17 protein-coding genes are annotated in these 17,773 nt (G+C 68.6%); 9 read left to right on the top strand and 8 right to left on the bottom strand.

The genetic code is table 11. The features are described from left to right. Positions 1-2: 2 nt before the first annotated feature. Positions 3-686: a PAQR family membrane homeostasis protein TrhA gene (trhA, locus tag M2282_RS09045; protein WP_280808439.1), complete on the top strand. Its 684-nt coding sequence runs from the start codon at positions 3-5 to the stop codon at positions 684-686. 10 nt (positions 687-696) lie between these two features. On the opposite strand, the gene M2282_RS09040 is transcribed toward trhA, so the two are convergent. Further along, complete coding sequence (locus M2282_RS09040; protein ID WP_280808438.1) at positions 697-921, bottom strand: SlyX family protein; 225 nt, start codon at positions 919-921, stop codon at positions 697-699. 48 nt (positions 922-969) lie between these two features. Further along, positions 970-2,493, bottom strand: coding sequence for an MFS transporter (locus tag M2282_RS09035; protein WP_280808437.1), 1,524 nt, complete (start codon positions 2,491-2,493; stop codon positions 970-972). A 110-nt stretch (positions 2,494-2,603) separates the two neighbouring features. On the opposite strand from M2282_RS09035, the gene M2282_RS09030 reads away from it, so the two are divergent. Genes M2282_RS09030 through M2282_RS09020 form a run of 3 tightly spaced genes read left to right on the top strand, consistent with a single transcriptional unit; the run spans position 2,604 to position 4,149 of the window. Continuing rightward, positions 2,604-3,524 carry a LysR family transcriptional regulator gene (locus tag M2282_RS09030; protein WP_280808436.1) on the top strand — a complete coding sequence of 307 codons (921 nt, stop codon included), beginning with the start codon at positions 2,604-2,606 and terminating at the stop codon, positions 3,522-3,524. Positions 3,525-3,556: 32 nt separating this feature from the next. Continuing rightward, positions 3,557-3,829: a type II toxin-antitoxin system Phd/YefM family antitoxin gene (locus M2282_RS09025; RefSeq protein ID WP_280808435.1), complete on the top strand. Its 273-nt coding sequence runs from the start codon at positions 3,557-3,559 to the stop codon at positions 3,827-3,829. Next, a complete protein-coding gene (locus M2282_RS09020; protein ID WP_280808434.1) occupies positions 3,826-4,149 on the top strand; it encodes a type II toxin-antitoxin system RelE/ParE family toxin in 324 nt (107 codons plus the stop codon). Before M2282_RS09025 ends, M2282_RS09020 begins: the two co-directional genes overlap by 4 nt. 40 nt (positions 4,150-4,189) lie before the next feature. Here the strand turns inward: M2282_RS09020 and M2282_RS09015 are convergent, their stop codons facing one another. From M2282_RS09015 to selD, 3 genes are all read right to left on the bottom strand, one after another. Continuing rightward, entirely contained in the window at positions 4,190-5,653 is a 1,464-nt protein-coding gene (locus M2282_RS09015) for an AAA family ATPase (RefSeq protein WP_280808433.1), read from the bottom strand. 94 nt (positions 5,654-5,747) lie between these two features. After that, positions 5,748-8,264: an ABC transporter permease gene (locus tag M2282_RS09010; RefSeq protein WP_280808432.1), complete on the bottom strand. Its 2,517-nt coding sequence runs from the start codon at positions 8,262-8,264 to the stop codon at positions 5,748-5,750. Positions 8,265-8,351: 87 nt separating this feature from the next. Then, on the bottom strand, positions 8,352-9,431 hold the full coding sequence (selD, locus tag M2282_RS09005) for a selenide, water dikinase SelD (protein ID WP_280808431.1): 1,080 nt from the start codon (positions 9,429-9,431) through the stop codon (positions 8,352-8,354). A gap of 113 nt (positions 9,432-9,544) precedes the next feature. Here selD and M2282_RS09000 point away from each other — a divergent pair, with 113 nt between their 5' ends. The 5 genes from M2282_RS09000 (at position 9,545) to mnmH (ending at position 14,207) form a co-directional block, all read left to right on the top strand. Further along, a complete protein-coding gene (locus M2282_RS09000) occupies positions 9,545-10,411 on the top strand; it encodes a putative selenate ABC transporter substrate-binding protein (protein WP_280808430.1) in 867 nt (288 codons plus the stop codon). Positions 10,412-10,553: 142 nt separating this feature from the next. Then, positions 10,554-11,366 (top strand): phosphonate ABC transporter ATP-binding protein, encoded by an 813-nt coding sequence (locus tag M2282_RS08995; RefSeq protein WP_280808429.1) that lies wholly within the window; start codon positions 10,554-10,556, stop codon positions 11,364-11,366. Next, entirely contained in the window at positions 11,363-12,190 is an 828-nt protein-coding gene (locus M2282_RS08990) for a PhnE/PtxC family ABC transporter permease (RefSeq protein ID WP_280808428.1), read from the top strand. The genes M2282_RS08995 and M2282_RS08990 overlap by 4 nt, the downstream gene beginning before the upstream one ends. After that, positions 12,187-12,981: a phosphonate ABC transporter, permease protein PhnE gene (gene phnE / locus M2282_RS08985; protein WP_280808427.1), complete on the top strand. Its 795-nt coding sequence runs from the start codon at positions 12,187-12,189 to the stop codon at positions 12,979-12,981. Before M2282_RS08990 ends, phnE begins: the two co-directional genes overlap by 4 nt. 155 nt (positions 12,982-13,136) lie before the next feature. Next, the gene (gene mnmH, locus M2282_RS08980; RefSeq protein ID WP_280808426.1) at positions 13,137-14,207 is read left to right on the top strand and encodes a tRNA 2-selenouridine(34) synthase MnmH; all 1,071 of its coding nucleotides are present in this window, start codon (positions 13,137-13,139) and stop codon (positions 14,205-14,207) included. Here the strand turns inward: mnmH and fdhD are convergent. From fdhD to M2282_RS08965, 3 genes are read right to left on the bottom strand one after another with little or no spacing between them, the layout of a single operon-like run. Further along, positions 14,141-15,058, bottom strand: coding sequence for a formate dehydrogenase accessory sulfurtransferase FdhD (fdhD, locus tag M2282_RS08975; protein WP_280808425.1), 918 nt, complete (start codon positions 15,056-15,058; stop codon positions 14,141-14,143). The genes mnmH and fdhD overlap by 67 nt on opposite strands. Positions 15,059-15,089: 31 nt before the next feature. Further along, positions 15,090-15,377 (bottom strand): hypothetical protein, encoded by a 288-nt coding sequence (locus M2282_RS08970; protein ID WP_280808424.1) that lies wholly within the window; start codon positions 15,375-15,377, stop codon positions 15,090-15,092. Further along, entirely contained in the window at positions 15,374-17,725 is a 2,352-nt protein-coding gene (locus M2282_RS08965; RefSeq protein ID WP_280808423.1) for an FdhF/YdeP family oxidoreductase, read from the bottom strand. Before M2282_RS08965 ends, M2282_RS08970 begins: the two co-directional genes overlap by 4 nt. Positions 17,726-17,773 lie beyond the last annotated feature (48 nt).

Genomic DNA, 17,773 nt, shown 5'->3' with positions numbered 1-17,773 from the left:
CCATGCAGTTGCAGCCCCTTCCCGTCGACCCGAAAAAGCCGCCCTCTGCGACGCGCGACCAGACCGGGATGGAAGAGCTCTTCAACGCCCTGAGCCACGGCCTCGGCCTGCTGCTGGCGATCGCCTCGCTGCCCATCCTGATCTACAGCGCCGCACAGAAGGGCCAGGCCGCGAGCGTGGTCGGTGCCTCGCTCTTCGCGGGCACGGCCATCGTGCTGTACCTGGTCTCCACGCTGTACCACGCACTGCCGATGGGCCGGGCCAAGGCCTGGTTCAACCGGCTGGACCACGCGGCCATCTATCTCTTCATCGCGGGCAGCTACATGCCCTTTCTGTTCGGCGTGCTGCGCGGTCCGTGGGGCTGGACGCTGTTCGGCGCGATCTGCGCGGCGGCCGCGCTGGGCGTGGGCGCCAAGCTGTTCAACCGGCTGCAGCATCCGCTGTGGTCGACGGGGCTCTATGTGGCAATGGGCTGGATGGCGTTGATGGCGGCGGTGCCGCTGTATGAACGCATGTCACCGGCGGGGCTGGGCTGGCTGGTGGCCGGCGGGTTGTTCTACACGGCCGGCGCGATGGTCTTCCTGTTCGACAACAAGGTGCGCTTCGCGCATTCGGTGTGGCACCTGTTCGTGCTGGCCGGCAGCACCTGCCATTTCTTCGCGGTGCTCTGGCACTCGCACGGCTGAGTTTTCTCGTTCAGTAATGCGGCGGTAGCTCGTCGCGCAGGTTTCCCGCCGCCCCGTCCTGCCCTGCGTTCTGGCTCAGTTGCCGCAGGTGCGCCACCTGCTGGATCAGGCTGTCGATCTGCTGCTGTTGCCGGTAGATCGTCATGTTCAGCTGCTCCAGCAGGTCGTCGGCATAGCTGGACTTGATCTCGAGTTCGGTCAGCCGCTCGGTCACGTCGTTCGGTAGGTGTTCCATGCCGCTATTGGACAGGAAGAGCTGCGGGTTCTTTGTGACGCCTCGCCTTCAGCAGGCTGGCGACTCCAATACCGCCGCCCCCGCTTCGGCGTGCGTCTCGCCGCGCAGGAACACGAACACCACCAGCGCAGTCAGCACGGTCACGCCGGCCAGCACGCACAGCAGCGTGCCGAACGCCGCGCCATACGCATGCAGCAGCGCCGCGCGGTCCACGCCCGGCAGCAGCGCGAGCGCCTGCGACAGATCGCCCGTCGTCACCCGCTGCGCCGCCTGCGATGTCGCACCGGGATGCGCCGGCAGCCGCGCCAGTTGCAGCGCGACCAGTGCCGTCAGTCCCGCCCCGACCAGCGCGAGCGCAATCCCCTCACCCGCCACCCGCACCGTGTTGAAAATGCCCGACGCCATGCCCGCCCGTTCGCGCGGCACCACGCTCACCGCGAGCCCGTCCATCAGGCCCCAGGGGAGGCCAATGCCCGCGCCGATCAAGAGCAGCGGCCACACGATCGCGTGCAGCGGCGTGCCCGGCGCGCAGTAGCTGAGCCAGAGCAACCCCGCCGCGCACACCAGCAGCCCCACCGCCGAGATCACGCCCGCCGAGAACCGGTGCGCAAGCGAGGCCGCGAGCGTCGGCACCACGAGGATCGGCCCCGAGAGCGCGAACATGAACACGCCCGCCTCCATCGCGCTGCGCCCTTCCAGCCCGATGAAGCGGATCGGCAGCAGCACCAGCAGCACGACAAACCCATAGGCCGGCGCCGCAGCCAGCAACTGCACGCCGATGAAGCGCGGAAAGCGGAACAGCGACAGGTCGAGCATCGGATGCGCCACGCGCCGCTCGACGGCAATGAAGGCCGCGCCCATCACCACCGCGCCAGCCAGCGCACCGATCACCCACGGGCTGCCCCACCCGCTGTCGGGCGCCTGCAGCACGCCGAGCGTGAGCAGCGTCAGCGCGGCGGTGAAGGTGACGGTGCCCGGCACATCGAGCCCCATCGCATGTGGGTTGCTGGACTCGCGCATGTTCAGCGAGGCGATGCACAGCGCCACAAGGCTGATCGCCCCCGGGCTCAGCATCACCGACTGCCAGCCGAAGCTCTCGGCAAGCCAGCCCGAGAGGATCGAGCCGCACGACAGCCCCACGCCGAACGAGGTGCCGATGAAGCTGAACGCCCGCGTGCGCGCCGCGCCGTCGAACACCTGCGCCAGCGCCGCCGTGCCCGATGCGAACGCGGCCGCCGAGCCCAACCCCTGCAGGGCACGCGCGAGATCGAAGGCGACGATGCCGGGCGCAAGCGTCAGCAGCGAACTGCTGAGCGCAACCACCGCGAGCCCCATCAGGAAGACGCGCTTGCGCCCATAGGCATCGGCCAGCGCGCCCGCCGCCATCAGCGTTGCGCCGAAGCTCAGCATGAAGGCGTTGGTGACCCAGTTCAGCTGCACCGGGCTGCCGCCCAGCGCCTCGCGGATCGCGGGCAGCACCACCGCCGGGCCGGTGAAGCTCAGCGGCATGCCCAGCGCTGCCAGGCAGACGGCGGCCAGCAGCCAGTTCTTGGAAGGAGAAGGTGAAGACATCGGTGGCTTTCACGTGGAAAGGGAAAGGAGGTCACCGAAGATAGAAAGGAATCAATGGAATGAAAATGGTGCCATTGATCCTCACACTCCCAACCCAAGGTTGCCAATCCATGGACAGCTTCAGCGGACTCGAATCCTTCGTGCGGGCGGCCGACCTGTTGAGCTTTGCCAAGGCCGGGCGGTTGCTGGGCATCTCGGCCTCGGCCGTGGGCAAGAACGTCGCGCGGCTCGAGCAGCAACTCGGGCTCAGGCTTTTCAACCGCACCACGCGGCATGTGCGGCTGACCGAGGAAGGCGCGATGTTCCACGAGCGCTGCCGCCGCATCCTCGATGAGCTCGACGACGCGCGGGCCATGATGCAGGACGCGGTGGCTGCCCCGCGCGGCCGCCTGCGCGTGAGCCTGCCGACCATTGGCTACCGCTTTTTGCTGCCGATCCTGCCGGCCTTCAAGGCGCGCTTTCCCGAGATCGAACTCGACCTCGACTTCAACGACCGGCTGGTCGATGTGATCGCCGAAGGCGTGGACGTGGCGATCCGCAGCGGCGAGCTGGGCGACTCGCAGCTCGTGGCGCGCCGGCTCGGTCCGTTCAACTTCGTGCTCGTCGCCTCGCCTGCCTACCTGGCCGAACACGGCGTGCCGCAGGTGCCGGCCGACCTCGCCCGGCACAGTTGCCTGCGCTACAAGTTCGTCACGGGCGGAAAGATCGAGGACTGGGACCTGCCGGGCCTGCCCACGCAACTGCCGCCCGGCCTCCTGTGCAACAACATGGAAGCCATGCTCGGCGCGGCCGTGGCCGGCCTCGGCGTGGCCTACATGCCCGACTTCCTCGCGCGCGATTCGCTCTGCCGCGGCGAACTGCGGCGGGTTCTCAAGACACACCTCGTGCGGCAGGGGCAGTTCTCGGCGCTGTGGTCGTCGAGCCGGCAGTTGTCGCCGAAGGTGCGGGCGTTTGTGGACTTTGCGGGGGAGCACATGTTCAGAGGCGACGGCATGGCAGCCCCACCAAATAGGACTGAATTCAGACCATAATCAGTCCGATCAATAACCGCAGAGCGAACGCAATGAATTTCTCCACGCAGGTCAAACCCATCAGCTATCTCAAGAGCCATGCCGCGGACATCGTGAAAACGCTTTCGGACACTCGCGAGCCCATGGTCATTACCCAGAACGGCGAGGCCAAGCTCGTGGTGATGGATGTCCGCTCCTATGAAGAACATGAAGCGACTCTTGCGCTTCTGAAAGTCCTGGCGCTCGGAAATCGCGAAATCGAGCAGGGCCACTTCCGGTCGGCGGATGACGTGTTCGCCGAGTTGGATCAAGAAGACGCCCAATGAAGGTTGTGTTCCTGCGGTCCGCCGAGGCCGACCTGAAGGACCTGAGGCGCTACATCGTGAAGAACTTCGGTACAGACACCTGGGCAGCGAGCTACCAAAAGATCAAGCAGTCCGTCGCGATGATCCAGGCGCATCCCCAGGCAGGCCGGATTCCCGAGGAGCTCGAGAACCTGAACAGCGCCCAGTACCGGCAAGTCATCTCGGGCATGAACCGCATCATTTATGAAGTGCGACTGGATGTCGCCTACATCCACGTCGTCTGCGACACGCGAAGAGATTTGAAAGGCCTGCTCATGCGGCGCATGGTGGGCGCCGTTTGAGATCGAACGTGTCCGCCGCCTGGGGCGGTGCGACGCAGGCTTATGCCACGTACGCCAGCTGGCTCTCTGCTTGCGCAGTGCTGGTTCCCGATGGCGCTTCGACGGGCACAGCAGTCGCCGCCCGGCTCCACAAAAGCGCCGCCTGCAACGGATAAAGCGTGCGCGCATCCCCCTCCGCCTTGTTGCTCACCGTCGTCCCCGCCGCCTCGCTCATGCTGGCCGTGCGCACCGCGTCCAGCCGGTGCACGGGCACCATGAACGGCGAGTGCGTCGTGTAGACGATCTGGTTGCCGAAGTCGTGCTCGAAGTGCGCGAGCAGGTCGGCCTGCGAATGCGCGTGCAGGTGCAGGCCGGGCTCGTCCAGCAGCAGGATCGCATCGCCCGCGCCACGCGTGTCCGCAAAGAAGGCGATGTAGAACGAGAAGAACCACTGGAAGCCGCGGCTGCGTTCGTCCAGGTTCACTTCCACTTCGTACGCGCCGTTCGGGTCGGACACCAGCGTGTCCATGTACGGGCCGTCGAGGTTGAAGCGGACCTTGAGCTCGCGGTCCTTCCACACGCGGCGGATCTCCGACGTGACGACCGAGCCGGCGCGGTTCACGAGCTGGTTGCGCGTGGCCTGGTCGTTCTTCTCCAGCAGGTCCTGCAACTGCTGCGGATCGAGCCCAGCGACCTTGCAGAGCTTCTCGAAGCTGCGTTGCTCGGGCGTCGCCTGGCCCCAGCCCTTGCGCACGAGGTAGTCGGCGATGTTCTGTCGGCCGGGCAGCGCGGGGTACTCGTCCACGTAGACGAAGCGCGGCAGCTTCTCGAGCACCCACTGTTTGGCTTTCGCGAGCGCGGGCGTGTCGTTGGCTATGGCGCGGGCCATGTCCTCGAGTTCGACCAGCATCTGCTCCTGCTTGTCGCTGAGTTCGGCGTCCGCTGCGGCCATCGACTTGCGCAAGGCCTGCAGCGCCTTCACCGCGCCTTCGGACCATCTGATGTAGTCGGGGCTGGGGATCATCGCAGCGTCGAAGGCGTCGGCCTCCTGTTCCAGCGTGGCGCGGGCGCCTTCGGCGACCTTCTCGGCCGCGGCCTTGACGGCGGGCACGATCTTGCGGACCTTGCCCTTGATGTCCGACACGTCGAGCGAGAGTTCGCCGAGGCCTTCGAAGCCGGTCCAGCGCATCGCGGCATAGCCCCGGCCTGCGGTGACGTGGCGCACATCGGATGCACGCGGAAGGATGGCCTTCAGCTCGGCGCGTTCGCTGTCGTCGAGCATCCAGCGCGTCGCGACGACGGGCGTGTCGCCCTGGCATTCTTCGAGGCGGCGGTGCCTCGGGAAGTCCTTGATCGGACTGAGTTCCGCGAGGCCTTCGGCCGGGTTCAGGCTGTGGAGCGCGCGCAGCAGGTTCGATTTGCCGCTGTCATTTCGACCGAGGATCGCCGTGATCTGTGTGGAGTCGATGGGGCCGCTGTCGTTGATCGAGCGAAAGTTGGTGATCTGGAATGACGCCAAGCGCATGCGGGAATTTCTCTTCTGAAATGAATACGGGGCCGGGGAATGTATTGCATCCCCGGCCCCGCATTCCCTGTCGCAGAAGAAAAAAATTTCGCCGCTATTCCGCCGCGCGGCGCAGCGTGTCGACCACCGGCCGGCGCAACACATCGCGCAAGCCCCACCACCCCGCCGCCAGTGCCAGCACCGCGCCGGCCAGCGCGCCCGCGACGGGCACGATCGGCGATGCGGTCCAGGTGAACTCGAACACATAGCGCGCGAGCGCCCAGCCGATCACCGAGGCCACGATGCTCGCGAGAAAGCCCGCGAGAAGCCCCACGCCGATCAGCTCGGCGCGCTGCACTTGGCGCAGCAGGCTCGCGCGCGCGCCGACCGCACGCATCACCGCGAACTCGCGCGCCCGCTCCTCGCGCGTGGCCGTGACCGCCGCGAACAGCACCACCAGCCCCGCAGCGAGCGTGAAGCCGAACAGGAACTCGACCGCGCGGATCACCTGGTCGAGCACGCGCTGCACCTGGTTGATGGTCGCGCTCATGTCCACGTTGGTCACGTTGGGGTACGTGCGCACCAGCGTGTTGTCGAAGCCGCGCGTCTCGGGCGCGCGGAAGGCGCCCATGTAGGTCACGGGCACGTCGGGCAGCGAGGCCACCGTGTACATCACGAAGAAGTTGGCATGCAGCGAGCCCCAGTCGACCTTGCGCAGCGACGTGATGCGCGCATCGTTCTGCATGCCGCCGATGTCGAAGCGCAGCGTGTCGCCGAGCTTGAGGCCCAGCGTGTCGGCCAGCCCTTCCTCGACGCTCACCTCGCCCGCGGCGCCCGGCTTCCATGCGCCCGCAGTGATGCTGTTGTGCGCAGGCGCCTCCATCGCGTTGCTGAGGTTGAACTCGCGGTCCACCAGGCGCTTGGCGCGGTCTTCCACGTAGTCGTCGGGGGTCACCGGCTTGTCGTTGATGGCGACCAGGCGGCCGCGGATCATCGGGTACCAGTCGAACTTGCTCACGCCGGCATCGCGCAGCGACTTCTGGAACGCATCGCTCTGGTCGGGCATCACGTTGATGACGAAGCGGTTCGGCGCATCGGGCGGCGTGGCCTTGCGCCAGCTCGCGACGAGGTCGGTGCGCAGCAGCACGAGCAGCACCAATGCCAGGAGGCCCACCGCGAGCGCGCTGACCTGCACCACCGCATAGGCGGGCCGCGCGGAGATCTGCCGCGTGGCGAGCACCAGCCAGCGCGGCGCAGTCGTTTCGTTGACGCTGCGGCGCAGCACCTTCACCGCGAGCCAGCTGAGCAATGCAAACACGGCCACGGCACCCGCGAAACCGCCGACCGCGATCAGGCCGAGCTTGATGTCGCTGCTCGCCGCCATCAGCAGCGCGGCAAAGCCCGCGACGCCGATGCCAAGCACCGCGAGCGATGCGGGCTTGAGCCCGCCCACGTCGCGCCGGATCACGCGCAGCGGTGGCACGCGCGCCAGTTGCAGCACCGGCGGCAGTCCGAAGGCGAAGAGCAGCGTGAGGCCCATGCCCAGGCCGAAGGCCACCGGCCACAAGGTGGCGGCGGGCAGCGCGGTCTCGACAAGACCGGCCAGCAGCAGCACGAACACGTAGTGCACCGCAAAGCCGATGGCCACGCCGATGCCGCTGGCCACGAGGCCGATCACCGCGAACTCGAAGGCGTAGGCCATCGCGATGGTGCGCTGGCTCTGGCCGAGCACGCGCAGCATCGCGCAGTCGTCCAGGTGGCTGGCCGCGAAGCCGCGCGCCGCCAGCGCCACGGCCACGGCCGAGAGCAGCGCCGCGAGCAGCGCGACCAGGCTCAGGAATTTCTCGGCGCGGTCGAGCGTCTGGCGCATCTCGGGGCGGCCGCCCTCGAAGGAGTCGAGCCGCACGCCGCGCAGGTCGCCCTTCTTGATGGCGGCTTCGGCCCAGTCGGTGAAGCGCTTGACCGCCACGTCGCTGCCCGCCACCGCATAGCGGTAGCCCACGCGGCTGGCCGGCTGCACGAGGCCGGTGCGCGCCACGTCGGCCTGGTTGAGCATCACGCGCGGCGAAAAGCTCATGAAGCCGGCGCCGCGGTCGGGCTCCAGCGTGATGATGCGGCCCACGCGCAGGCTGGTGTCGCCCAGCAGCAGCGGGTCGCCGATCTTCAGGCCCAGCGAATCGAGCAGCGAGGCATCGACCCACACCTCGCCCCGAGGCGGAATGTCGCGGGTGACCGCGCCGGGCCCCGCGAAGGTGGTGGAAGTCTGCAGGCTGCCGCGCAACGGGTAGCCCGCCGCCACCGCCTTCAGCGCCACCAGCTTGCTGGCGCCGCCCTGCACGTCGTCGGCGCGCGCCATGGTGGGGAAGCCGTAGGTGGATGTGCCTTCCAGGCCCAGCGACTTCGCCTGCGCCATGAAGGCCTCGGGCGTGGGGTTGTCGCTCACGATCACCGCATCGCCGCCCAGCAGTTGCCGCGCATCGCGCTTGAGCCCGCCCTGCAGCCGGTCGGCGAAGAAGCCGACCGCCGTGAGCGCGGCCACGGCCAGCAGCACGGCAACGATCAAGAGGCGCAGTTCGCCGGCGCGCAGGTCGCGCCAGAGGGTGCGCCAGCCAAGGCGGAGGGAGTCGGTCATGGCGCGAACGATAGCCGACGGCTACTGCCGCAGGCGGGTTCAAGGGTTATTGCCCCCTCCGGGCGAGCCGGGCGCGAAAAGCCAGGGTCAGGGCAGAACGCGCAAGGCAGGCTCGCCCGCCTCCACGTGGCCGATGACGGCCGCCTCTGCAAAACCTTCCTTGCGGAAGATCTCCAGAACCGCATCGACGGCCTCGGGCGCGCAGCTCACTAGCAGGCCACCGGACGTCTGCGGATCGCTGAGCAGGTTCTGTGCGGTGGCAGGCAGGTCCGCGGCCAGCGCCACGTCGGCGCCGTAGCCCGCCCAGTTGCGGCCCGATGCGCCGGTGACGAAGCCTTCGGCCGCCATGGCCTCCACGTTGTCGAGCAGCGGCACCTTCGACCATTCGAGCACCGCGGTCAGCTTTGCGCCCCGCGCCAGTTCGAGCGTGTGGCCTGCGAGGCCGAAGCCCGTCACGTCGGTCAGCGCATGCACGCCGTCGAGCGCCGAGAGCGCGATGCCGGGCGTGTTGAGCTTCGTCGTGTTGTCAATCAACTGCCGGTAGCCCGCCTCCGACAGCTGCTCCTTCTTGAGCGCGGCCGACAGCACGCCCACGCCGAGCGGCTTGCCCAGCACCAGCACGTCGCCGGCCTTGGCATCGGCATTGCGGCGCACTCGGTCGGGATGCACCAGCCCCATCGCGACGAGGCCATAGATGGGTTCGACCGAGTCGATGGTGTGACCGCCCGCAATCGGAATGCCCGCCGCGCGACACACATCCTGCCCGCCGCGCACGATCTCGGCGATCACTTCCACCGGCAGCTGGTTGATCGGCATGGCCACAAGCGCCAGCGCCATGATCGGCCGGCCGCCCATCGCGTACACGTCGCTGATGGCGTTGGTGGCCGCGATGCGCCCGAACTCGTAGGGGTCGTCCACGATGGGCATGAAGAAGTCGGTGGTGGCGATCAGCGCCTGCTCGTCGTTGAGCCTGTAGACTGCCGCGTCGTCGGCGGTCTCGATGCCCACCATGAGTTCGGGCGGGATCATTCCCCCCGCGTGGTTCTTCAATATCTGCGACAGCACCCCGGGCGCGATCTTGCAGCCGCAGCCGCCACCGTGCGAGAAGCTGGTCAGCCGCAGCGGCGCCAGCGGATTCAGGAGCCTGGAGGGGACGGCATCGGTCATGGCGGCGCTTCGGTCGAGTGAGACAACAAGCCGCGATTATCGAAGCCCCGCCCGTGTTGAACCCGTATCTCCGAAGACACCCTTTTTTTTCGTTCCCGACAAAGGCTATTCCCATGAACAAGCTCTCCCGCATCGCGCTGGCGCTCAGCGTTTCCGCAGCCGCTTCCATCGCCAGCTTCGGCGCGCTCGCCCAGGGCGTGCTGCGCGTGTCGGCCATTCCCGACGAGGCGCCCACCGAGCTGCAGCGCAAGTTCACGCCGCTGGGCGACTACCTGAAGAAGGAAACCGGCATGGACGTGCAATTCACGCCCGTCACCGACTACGCCGCCGTGGTCGAGGGCCTGGCCACCAACAAGATCGACATGGCCTGGCTGGGCGGCTTCACCTTCGTGCAGGCGCGCATCCGCACCAACGGCGGCGCGGTGCCGATCGTGCAGCGCGCGGAAGACGAGGTGTTCACCAGCAAGTTCATCGTGCCCATCGACAGCACCGCCAGGACGCTGGCCGACCTGAAGGGCAAGACCTTTGCATTCGGCGCGCCCTCGTCCACCTCGGGCAGCCTGATGCCGCGCTACTTCCTGCTGCAGGCCGGCATCAACCCCGAGAAAGACTTCAAGACGGTCGCGTTCTCGGGCGCGCACGACGCCACCGTGGCCTTCGTGGCCGCCTCGCGCGCCGAGGCGGGCGTGCTCAATGCGTCGGTGTGGGACAAGCTGGTCGAGTCCAAGAACCCCAACGCCGCCAAGGTGCGCGTGCTCGCGACGACGCCGACCTACTACGACTACAACTGGACGGTGCGCCCTGGCATGGACCCGGCGCTGCAGAAGAAGCTGACGGATGCGTTCCTCAAGCTCGACCCGGCCAACCCGGCGCACAAGGAAATCATGGCGCTGCAGCGGGCGAGCAAGTTCATTCCGACCAAGTCGTCGAACTACGACGGCATCGAGACGGCTGGCAAGTCGGCCGGCCTCATCAAGTGAGATCGAAGGTGGGGAAGTCGCCCTCACCCCAGCCCTCTCCCGCAAGCGGGAGAGGGAGCAATTCGGGGCCCGGCTGTTGGCCCCCTCTCCCGCTTGCGGGAGAGGGTTGGGGTGAGGGAGCGGCACAGGGAAGTCTCGCAGCGTGAGCTTCTCCCTCGACACCATCGGCGTGGTCCACCCCAACGGCCAGCGCGCGCTGGCCGGGGTGACGCTGGCCGCGCGCGATGGCGAGCGCATCGCCGTCATCGGCCCTTCGGGCGCGGGCAAGACGACGCTGCTGCGCGTGCTCGGCGCCGCATTGCGCCCCGGTGAAGGCGAGGTGCAGACGCTGGGCGCGAAGCCGTGGCAATTGCCGGCCGGCGCGCTGAAAAAGCTGCGCGCGCGCATCGGCACCGTGCACCAGGCGCCGCCGATCGCGCCGCGCCTGCGCGTGGTCACCGCGGTGCTGGCAGGCCGGCTGGGCGAGTGGTCGGTGCTGCGCGCGCTGGGTTCGCTCTTCCATCCCTCGGACATCGCGGGCGCGCACGAGGTGCTCTCGCGCCTCGCGCTCGAAGACCGCATCTTCGACCGCTGCGACCGTCTCTCGGGCGGGCAGCTGCAGCGCGTGGGCATTGCGCGTGTGCTGTATCAGCGGCCCGCCCTGCTGCTGGCCGATGAGCCCGTCTCCGCGCTCGACCCGACACTGGCCGACGCCGCCATCGGCCAGCTCGTCGCGCAGAGCGAAGCGACAGGCGCCACGCTGGTCGCCTCGCTGCATGCGGTGGACCTCGCGCTGCGCTGGTTTCCGCGCGTCGTCGGCATGCGCAACGGGCAGGTGATGTTCGACCTGCCGACCAACGAAGTCACGCCCGCGATGCTCGATGCGCTCTATGCGAGCGAAGGCGGCGTGGCGGTGCAGCGTGCGCCTCAGCCCGTCGCCGCCGAGGTGGCCTTCCAGCGCCCGGACTGCCCATGACCACCGCCGTCGTCCACCGCGATCCGCACGCGATGCGGCGGCTGGGCTTCTGGCTCAGCGCGCTCGTCATCGCATGGCCGATGCTGGCGCTGTCCGAATTCAAGCCGTGGGCGCTGTTCGGCAGCGGCAATCTCGCGGTCATCGGCGGATTTCTCGCGGGCTTCTTTCCGCCCGAAGGCTCGGCCGATTTCCTCGCGCTGCTTGCCAAGGCCACGCTCGAAACGCTGGCGATGGCCACGGCCGGGACCGCGCTCGCGCTGTTGATCGGCGCGCCGCTCGCGTTCGTGACCACGCGCGCCCTCTCCATCTCGCGCATCGGTCCGGGGCCGGGCCGCGTGCAGGCCGGCATCGTGCGGCAGGCCGCGCGCTGGCTGCTGATGGTGCTGCGCGCGATTCCCGAAATCGTCTGGGCACTGCTCTTCGTGCGCGCGCTCGGCCTCGGCCCCGCGGCCGGTGTGCTCGCGCTGGCGATCACTTACGGCGGCATGCTCGGCAAGGTCTACGCCGAGATCCTCGAATCGACCGACACGCGCCCCGCGCGCGCGCTGCTCGAGAGCGGCAGCGGCCGGGTCGCCGCGCTCTGCTACGGCCTCTTGCCGCACACCGCGCAGGAACTGGCCTCCTACACCGTGTACCGCTGGGAATGCGCGGTGCGCGCCTCGGTGGTGATGGGCTTCGTCGGCGCCGGCGGCCTCGGCCAGTTGATGGACCAGTCGATGAAGATGCTCAATGGCGGCGAGGCGAGCAGCATCCTGCTGGTCTTCCTCGCGCTGGTGCTGCTGGCCGACATGCTGAGCAATGCGCTCAGGAGGCTGCTCGCATGAACCTTCCCCCGCGTCCGCCTCCGTGCCTGCGCTGCTGGTTCGCCGTGGGGCTGATCGCGCTGGCAGTCGTCGCGAGCTTCGTCTACCTCGGCATCGACTACCGCGCGCTGGGCTCGGCCGAGTCGCTGCGGCTGATGGGCAAGTTCATCGCCGAGTTCTTCCCGCCCGACGTGTCGCCGGATTTCCTCGCGAAGGTCGGCAGCGGTGCGTTGCAGACGCTGGCGGTGTCGGCGTTGGGCACCGTGCTCGCGGCCATCGCGGGCGCGGTGCTCGCGCTGCCTGCGTCGGGCCGCGCGGGATGGGTGCCGCGGCATGTCGCGCGCTTCATCCTCAACTTCCTGCGCAGCGTGCCCGAGCTGGTCTGGGCCGCGCTGATGGTGCTGGCCGCGGGCATCGGGCCCTTCGCGGGCGCGCTGGCCCTCTCGCTGCACACTACCGGCGTGCTGGGCCGTCTCTTCGCCGAGGCGCTGGAGAACGCGCCGCGCGAACCCGAACATGCGCTCACGCTTTCGGGCGCCGGCCCGGTCGCCGCCTTCAGCTACGCGAGCCTGCCGATCGTGCTGCCGCAGTGGGTGGCCTACACGCTCTACCGGTGGGAGATGAACATCCGCATGGCCGCGGTGCTCGGCTTCGTGGGCGGCGGCGGGCTGGGGCAGCTGCTGTACTTTCACCTGTCGATCTTCCAGCAGCAGCAGGCGATGACGGTGCTGATCGCGATGTTCGTGCTGGTGACCTTTGTCGACTTTGCGAGCGCCCGCCTGCGCCGGGGCCTGGGTCCCGCTTACGCCTGAGCCCTGACTTTCTCCCTCCCCTCCCGGGGGAGGGTCGGGGTGGGGGCAAGCGGCCGTCGATGAGGAACTGCCGTGTCGCGGGCGCCGCCTGCCCCCATCCCAACCTTCCCCCAGATGGGGAAGGAGCAGCCCCCGGAGCGCCGACAATCGGCCCCATGAGCCATCGCCAACCCGTGCGGGCGCCCGACCGCCACGCCTTCGACACGATCATCGACGCGCGCTCGCCGGCCGAGTTCGCGCTCGACCATATTCCCGGTGCCATCAACTGCCCGGTGCTCGACGACGAGGAGCGCCGCATCGTCGGCACCGTCTATGTGCAGACCGGCGCCTTCGAGGCGCGGCGCATCGGCGGTGCGATGGTCGCGGCCAACATCGCGAAGCATCTGCGCGACACGCTCGCCGACCGGCCCGAGAAGTGGAAGCCGCTGGTCTACTGCTGGCGCGGCGGCATGCGCAGCGGCTCGATGGTCACTTGGCTGCGGCTGGTGGGCTGGGACGCGCAGCAGCTCGCCGGCGGCTACAAGAGCTTCAGGCGGCACGTCATCACGCAGATCGATGCGCTGACCCCGCAGCTGGACCTGCGCGTGATCTGCGGCGCCACCGGCAGCGCCAAGACGCGCGTGCTGCATGCGCTGGCCGAGCGCGGCGAGCAGGTGCTGGACCTGGAAGACTTCGCGAGCCACAAGGGCTCGCTTCTCGGCTCGCTGCCCGGCGTGCCGCAGCCATCGCAAAAGCATTTCGAGACGCGCATCGCGACGGTGCTCGAAGCCATCGACCTGAAGCGCCCGCTGTACGTCGAGGGCGAAAGCATCCGCATCGGCCGGCTCTCGCTGCCGCTGTCGCTGGTGGCGCAGATGCGTGCCGCGCCCTGCATCGAAGTCGCGGCCACGCCCGAGGCGAGGCTGGCCTACCTGCTGCGCGACTACGCCTACCTCGGCGACGACCGCGACGCGCTGGCCGACAAGCTCGGCGTGCTCAAGGAATTGCAGGGCAAGGAAACGGTGGCGCGCTGGCAGCAATGGGCGCATGAAGCCAACCTGCCGAAGCTCTTCGCCGAGCTGATGGCGCTGCACTACGACCCGCATTACCAGAAGTCGCAGGAGCTTCACTTCAAGGCCTGGGAGCGCCGCCGCAGCGTGGCGACGACCGACCTGAGCGATCAGGGCATCGAGGCGGTCGCCGATGCGGTGCGCGCGTTCGAAGGCAGCGACAACCCGTCCGCATAGAGCACCCCACGCGGCGCGCGGCACAGCCCCCAGAAGCGCAGGCCGCTGAGTTCGGCCATCCGCACGCCCATCGCGGTGGGCGCCGAGATCGTCGCCATCGCCGCGATGCCCAGGCGCCCGCACTTGCGCACGAGTTCGTGGCTGCCGCGGCTGGACATCAGCACGAAGCCCGGTTCTTCGAGGCGGCCCGCCCGCGCCAGCTTGCCCAGCAGCTTGTCGAGCGCGTTGTGGCGGCCCACGTCTTCCATCACGTCGGTGAGTTCGCCATCCACCCTGGCCCAGCCCGCGGCGTGGATCGCGCCGGCTTCGGCATTCAGGACCTGGCGCGCGGGCAGTGCGGCAAAGGCGCGCAGCACGATTTCGAGGTCGATGCGTTCGATCCAGTCGCGCGGCGGCACGGGCTGCGGGGTGATGTCGAGACCCGCGAAACTTTCGACGCCGCACACGCCGCAGCCCGTGCGGCCCGCGAGGCTGCGGCGGCGGCCCTTCAGGCGTTCGAAGCTGCGGGTGGAAATGTCGAGCCGCACTTCGATGCCGGGCATGCCTTCGGGCAGGCCCGCCGAAACGGCATCGATGGTCTGCACCTCGATGCCGCGGCAGTCCGCAGCGCTGTCGAGGATGCCTTCGCTGAGCGCGAAGCCCAGCGCGAAGTCTTCGAGGTCGAGCGGCGTGGCCATCATCACCGCGTGCGAGACGCCATTGAAGACCAGCGCGACCGGCACCTCGGCCGCCAGCGTGTCGTCGCGCAATGCGCCTTCGGGCCCCATGCCGCGTTCGCCGAACACGTGCACGGCGTGCCGTGAAAGCGATGGCAGGGTGTCTTCGGAATCGGCGAGGTCTGGCTGGGACATGGTGGCTCCGGATCGGCCGGCCATTGTCCGCTCAGACGCCGTGTTCGTCAGCGGGAGGCAGCGTTTGAACCTGCGCGCGGCCGGGGGCTTCGAGGTGCGCGACCCAGCGGTCGTCGTGCTGCTCCACGCGCACCCAGCCGGGGCCGCGCACGCCGCCAATGGCGGCATCGCCCATCAGCGTGAGCCGGCGCATGAGCACGCTCGCGCCCTGGCCCAGGCGCTTGCCCAGCCGCGGCAGCGAGACGCCCGCGCCTGCCGGCTCCTGCGCGAGCATGCGCAGGATGGCGACCGAAAGGCTGTCCTCGAGCAGTGCACTCATGCGGCCACCAATCCGTCCGCCGCATCCTCCGACAGCTTCTGGATCGGCAGCTCGTGCGGCACCAGCACGACGGGAATGGACTTGGAGGTCGGCGTGCCCGCGTTCTCGGCCACCGCCGACAGCGGCACCAGCGGATTGGTCTCGGGGTAGTAGGCCGCGATGTTGCCGCGCGGGATGTCGTAGGCCACCAGTTTGAAGCGATCGGCGCGGCGCTCCTGTCCGTCGTTCCACACGGTCTGCAGGTCGACCCAGTCGCCGTCCTTCATGCCGAGCGCGCGGATGTCCTCGGCGTGGATGAAGACCACGCGGCGCTGGCCGAACACGCCGCGGTAGCGGTCGTCCATGCCGTAGATGGTGGTGTTGTACTGGTCGTGCGAGCGTGTGGTGAAGAGCGTGAAGACCTGCGTGTCGCGGATGCGTGCGCGCGCCCGGTGCGAGGGCGTGTCGCGCGGCACGGCATGCGTGAAGAACACGGCCTTCTCCGAGGCGGTGGCCCACACGCGCTCGCTCGCGGTGTTGCGCAGGCGAAAGCCGCCCGGCTTTGCAACGCGGGCGTTGAAGTCCTTGAAGTCGTCGAACACCGCTTCGATCTTGTCGCGGATGCGCGCGTAGTCTTCGATGAGCCAGAGCCACGGCGTCTTGCTGCGCGCGCCGATGGTGGCCGCCGCGAGCCGCGCCACGATGGCCGGCTCCGACAGCAATTGGTCGGACGCGGGCGGGTTGATGCCCATCGAGATGTGCACCATGCTCATCGAGTCTTCCACCGTCACGCCCTGCGGACCGCTGGCCTGCATGTCGATCTCGGTGCGGCCCAGGCACGGCAGGATCAGCGCCTCGCGCCCGTGCACGATGTGGCTGCGGTTGAGCTTGGTGGTGACGTGCACCGTGAGGTCGCACTGCTGCAGGCCCTTCCAGGTCTGGTAGGTGTCGGGCGTGGCGGCCGCGAAGTTGCCGCCGAGCGCGAAGAACACGCGGCCCTTGCCGTCGAGCATCGCCTGGATCGCCTCGACCGTGTCCAGGCCATTCTGGCGCGGCGGCTCGAAGCCGAACACCTGCTGCAGCCGGTCGAGCAGCGCCACCGGCGGCTTCTCCCAGATGCCCATGGTGCGGTCGCCCTGCACGTTGCTGTGGCCGCGCACCGGGCAGGCGCCCGCGCCTTCGCGGCCCATGTGACCGCACAGCATGAGCCAGTTGACGATCATCTGGATGGTCGCCACCGAGTGCTGGTGCTGCGTGATGCCCATGCCCCAGCAGGCGATGACCTTCTTCGCACCGAGGTACACCTCGGCCGCGGCGCGGATCTGCTCCTGCGTGAGGCCCGACTCCTGCACCAGCACCTCCCACGGTTCGGCGCGCAGATCGTCGGCCAGCGACTCGAAGCCGGTGGTGTGCGTGGCGATGAAGGCGTGGTCGAGCACCGAGGCTTCGCCGCGCGCGACGAGCGCGTCTTCACGCTCGATGACGTGCTTCATCATCCCCTTTACGGCCGCGAAGTCGCCGCCCACGCGCAGCTGGAAGTAGTGCGTGCTGATGGGCGTGGAACCCAGGGTCGCCATCTCCAGCTTGTCCTGCGGATCGGCAAAGCGCTCCAGCCCGCGCTCGCGCAGCGGGTTGAAGCTCACGATGCGCGCGCCGCGCTTCGATGCCGCGCGCAGCTCGCCGAGCATGCGCGGATGGTTGGTGCCGGGGTTCTGGCCGAAGATGAAGATGGCGTCGGCCTTCTCGAAATCCTCCAGCGTGACCGTGCCCTTGCCCACGCCGATCTGCGGGCGCATGCCGCTGCCGCTGGGCTCGTGGCACATGTTCGAGCAGTCGGGGAAATTGTTGGTGCCGTACTCGCGCACGAAGAGCTGGTAGAGAAACGCGGCTTCGTTGCTCGCGCGGCCCGAGGTATAGAAGATGGCCTGATCCGGATCGGGCAAAGCATTGAGGTGCCGCGCGATGAGCGCGAAGGCGTCGTCCCAGCCGATGGGCACGTACTTGTCCCTGGCTGCGTCGTAGGCCATCGGGTGCGTGAGGCGGCCCTGGTCTTCGAGCCAGAAATCGCTCTGTTCGGCCAGCTGGGCTACGGTGTGCTTGGCGAAGAGCTCGGGGCCGGCGCGGCGCGCAGTGGCTTCGGCGGCCACGGCCTTGACGCCGTTCTCGCAGAACTCGAAGGTCGAGGCGTGGTTGCGGTCGGGCCAGGCGCAGCCGGGGCAGTCGAAGCCGTCGGGCTGGTTGGCCGAGAGCAGCGTCTTCGCGCCCTTGAGGGGAATGTCCTGTCGCAGCAGCGCACTCGTCACGCTGCGAAGTGCGCCCCAGCCGCCTGCGGGGCCCTTGTAAAACTCGATCTTCTGCTCACTGCTCATGCGGGCGAGTGTTCGCCGCGGGCATGAGGAGCGTCAAATTGAATCGGG

Origin of the sequence: Variovorax boronicumulans (assembly GCF_029892485.1) — a bacterium.
Taxonomy (GTDB): domain Bacteria; phylum Pseudomonadota; class Gammaproteobacteria; order Burkholderiales; family Burkholderiaceae_C; genus Variovorax; species Variovorax boronicumulans_B.
This window is presented reverse-complemented; position numbering and strand designations above follow the sequence as displayed.

Bases quoted from the DNA above. Each gene is read 5' to 3' on its own strand.
- selD (WP_280808431.1), bottom strand. From the start codon at position 9,431: ATGACCGATGCCGTCCCCTCCAGGCTCCTGAATCCGCTGGCGCCGCTG.
- fdhD (WP_280808425.1), bottom strand. From the start codon at position 15,058: ATGTCCCAGCCAGACCTCGCCGATTCCGAAGACACCCTGCCATCGCTT.
- M2282_RS09035 (WP_280808437.1), bottom strand. From the start codon at position 2,493: ATGTCTTCACCTTCTCCTTCCAAGAACTGGCTGCTGGCCGCCGTCTGC.
- M2282_RS09030 (WP_280808436.1), top strand. From the start codon at position 2,604: ATGGACAGCTTCAGCGGACTCGAATCCTTCGTGCGGGCGGCCGACCTG.
- trhA (WP_280808439.1), top strand. From the start codon at position 3: ATGCAGTTGCAGCCCCTTCCCGTCGACCCGAAAAAGCCGCCCTCTGCG.
- M2282_RS08970 (WP_280808424.1), bottom strand. From the start codon at position 15,377: ATGAGTGCACTGCTCGAGGACAGCCTTTCGGTCGCCATCCTGCGCATG.
- M2282_RS08965 (WP_280808423.1), bottom strand. From the start codon at position 17,725: ATGAGCAGTGAGCAGAAGATCGAGTTTTACAAGGGCCCCGCAGGCGGC.
- mnmH (WP_280808426.1), top strand. From the start codon at position 13,137: ATGAGCCATCGCCAACCCGTGCGGGCGCCCGACCGCCACGCCTTCGAC.
- M2282_RS09010 (WP_280808432.1), bottom strand. From the start codon at position 8,264: ATGACCGACTCCCTCCGCCTTGGCTGGCGCACCCTCTGGCGCGACCTG.
- phnE (WP_280808427.1), top strand. From the start codon at position 12,187: ATGAACCTTCCCCCGCGTCCGCCTCCGTGCCTGCGCTGCTGGTTCGCC.
- M2282_RS09000 (WP_280808430.1), top strand. From the start codon at position 9,545: ATGAACAAGCTCTCCCGCATCGCGCTGGCGCTCAGCGTTTCCGCAGCC.
- M2282_RS08990 (WP_280808428.1), top strand. From the start codon at position 11,363: ATGACCACCGCCGTCGTCCACCGCGATCCGCACGCGATGCGGCGGCTG.
- M2282_RS09025 (WP_280808435.1), top strand. From the start codon at position 3,557: ATGAATTTCTCCACGCAGGTCAAACCCATCAGCTATCTCAAGAGCCAT.
- M2282_RS09015 (WP_280808433.1), bottom strand. From the start codon at position 5,653: ATGCGCTTGGCGTCATTCCAGATCACCAACTTTCGCTCGATCAACGAC.
- M2282_RS09020 (WP_280808434.1), top strand. From the start codon at position 3,826: ATGAAGGTTGTGTTCCTGCGGTCCGCCGAGGCCGACCTGAAGGACCTG.
- M2282_RS09040 (WP_280808438.1), bottom strand. From the start codon at position 921: ATGGAACACCTACCGAACGACGTGACCGAGCGGCTGACCGAACTCGAG.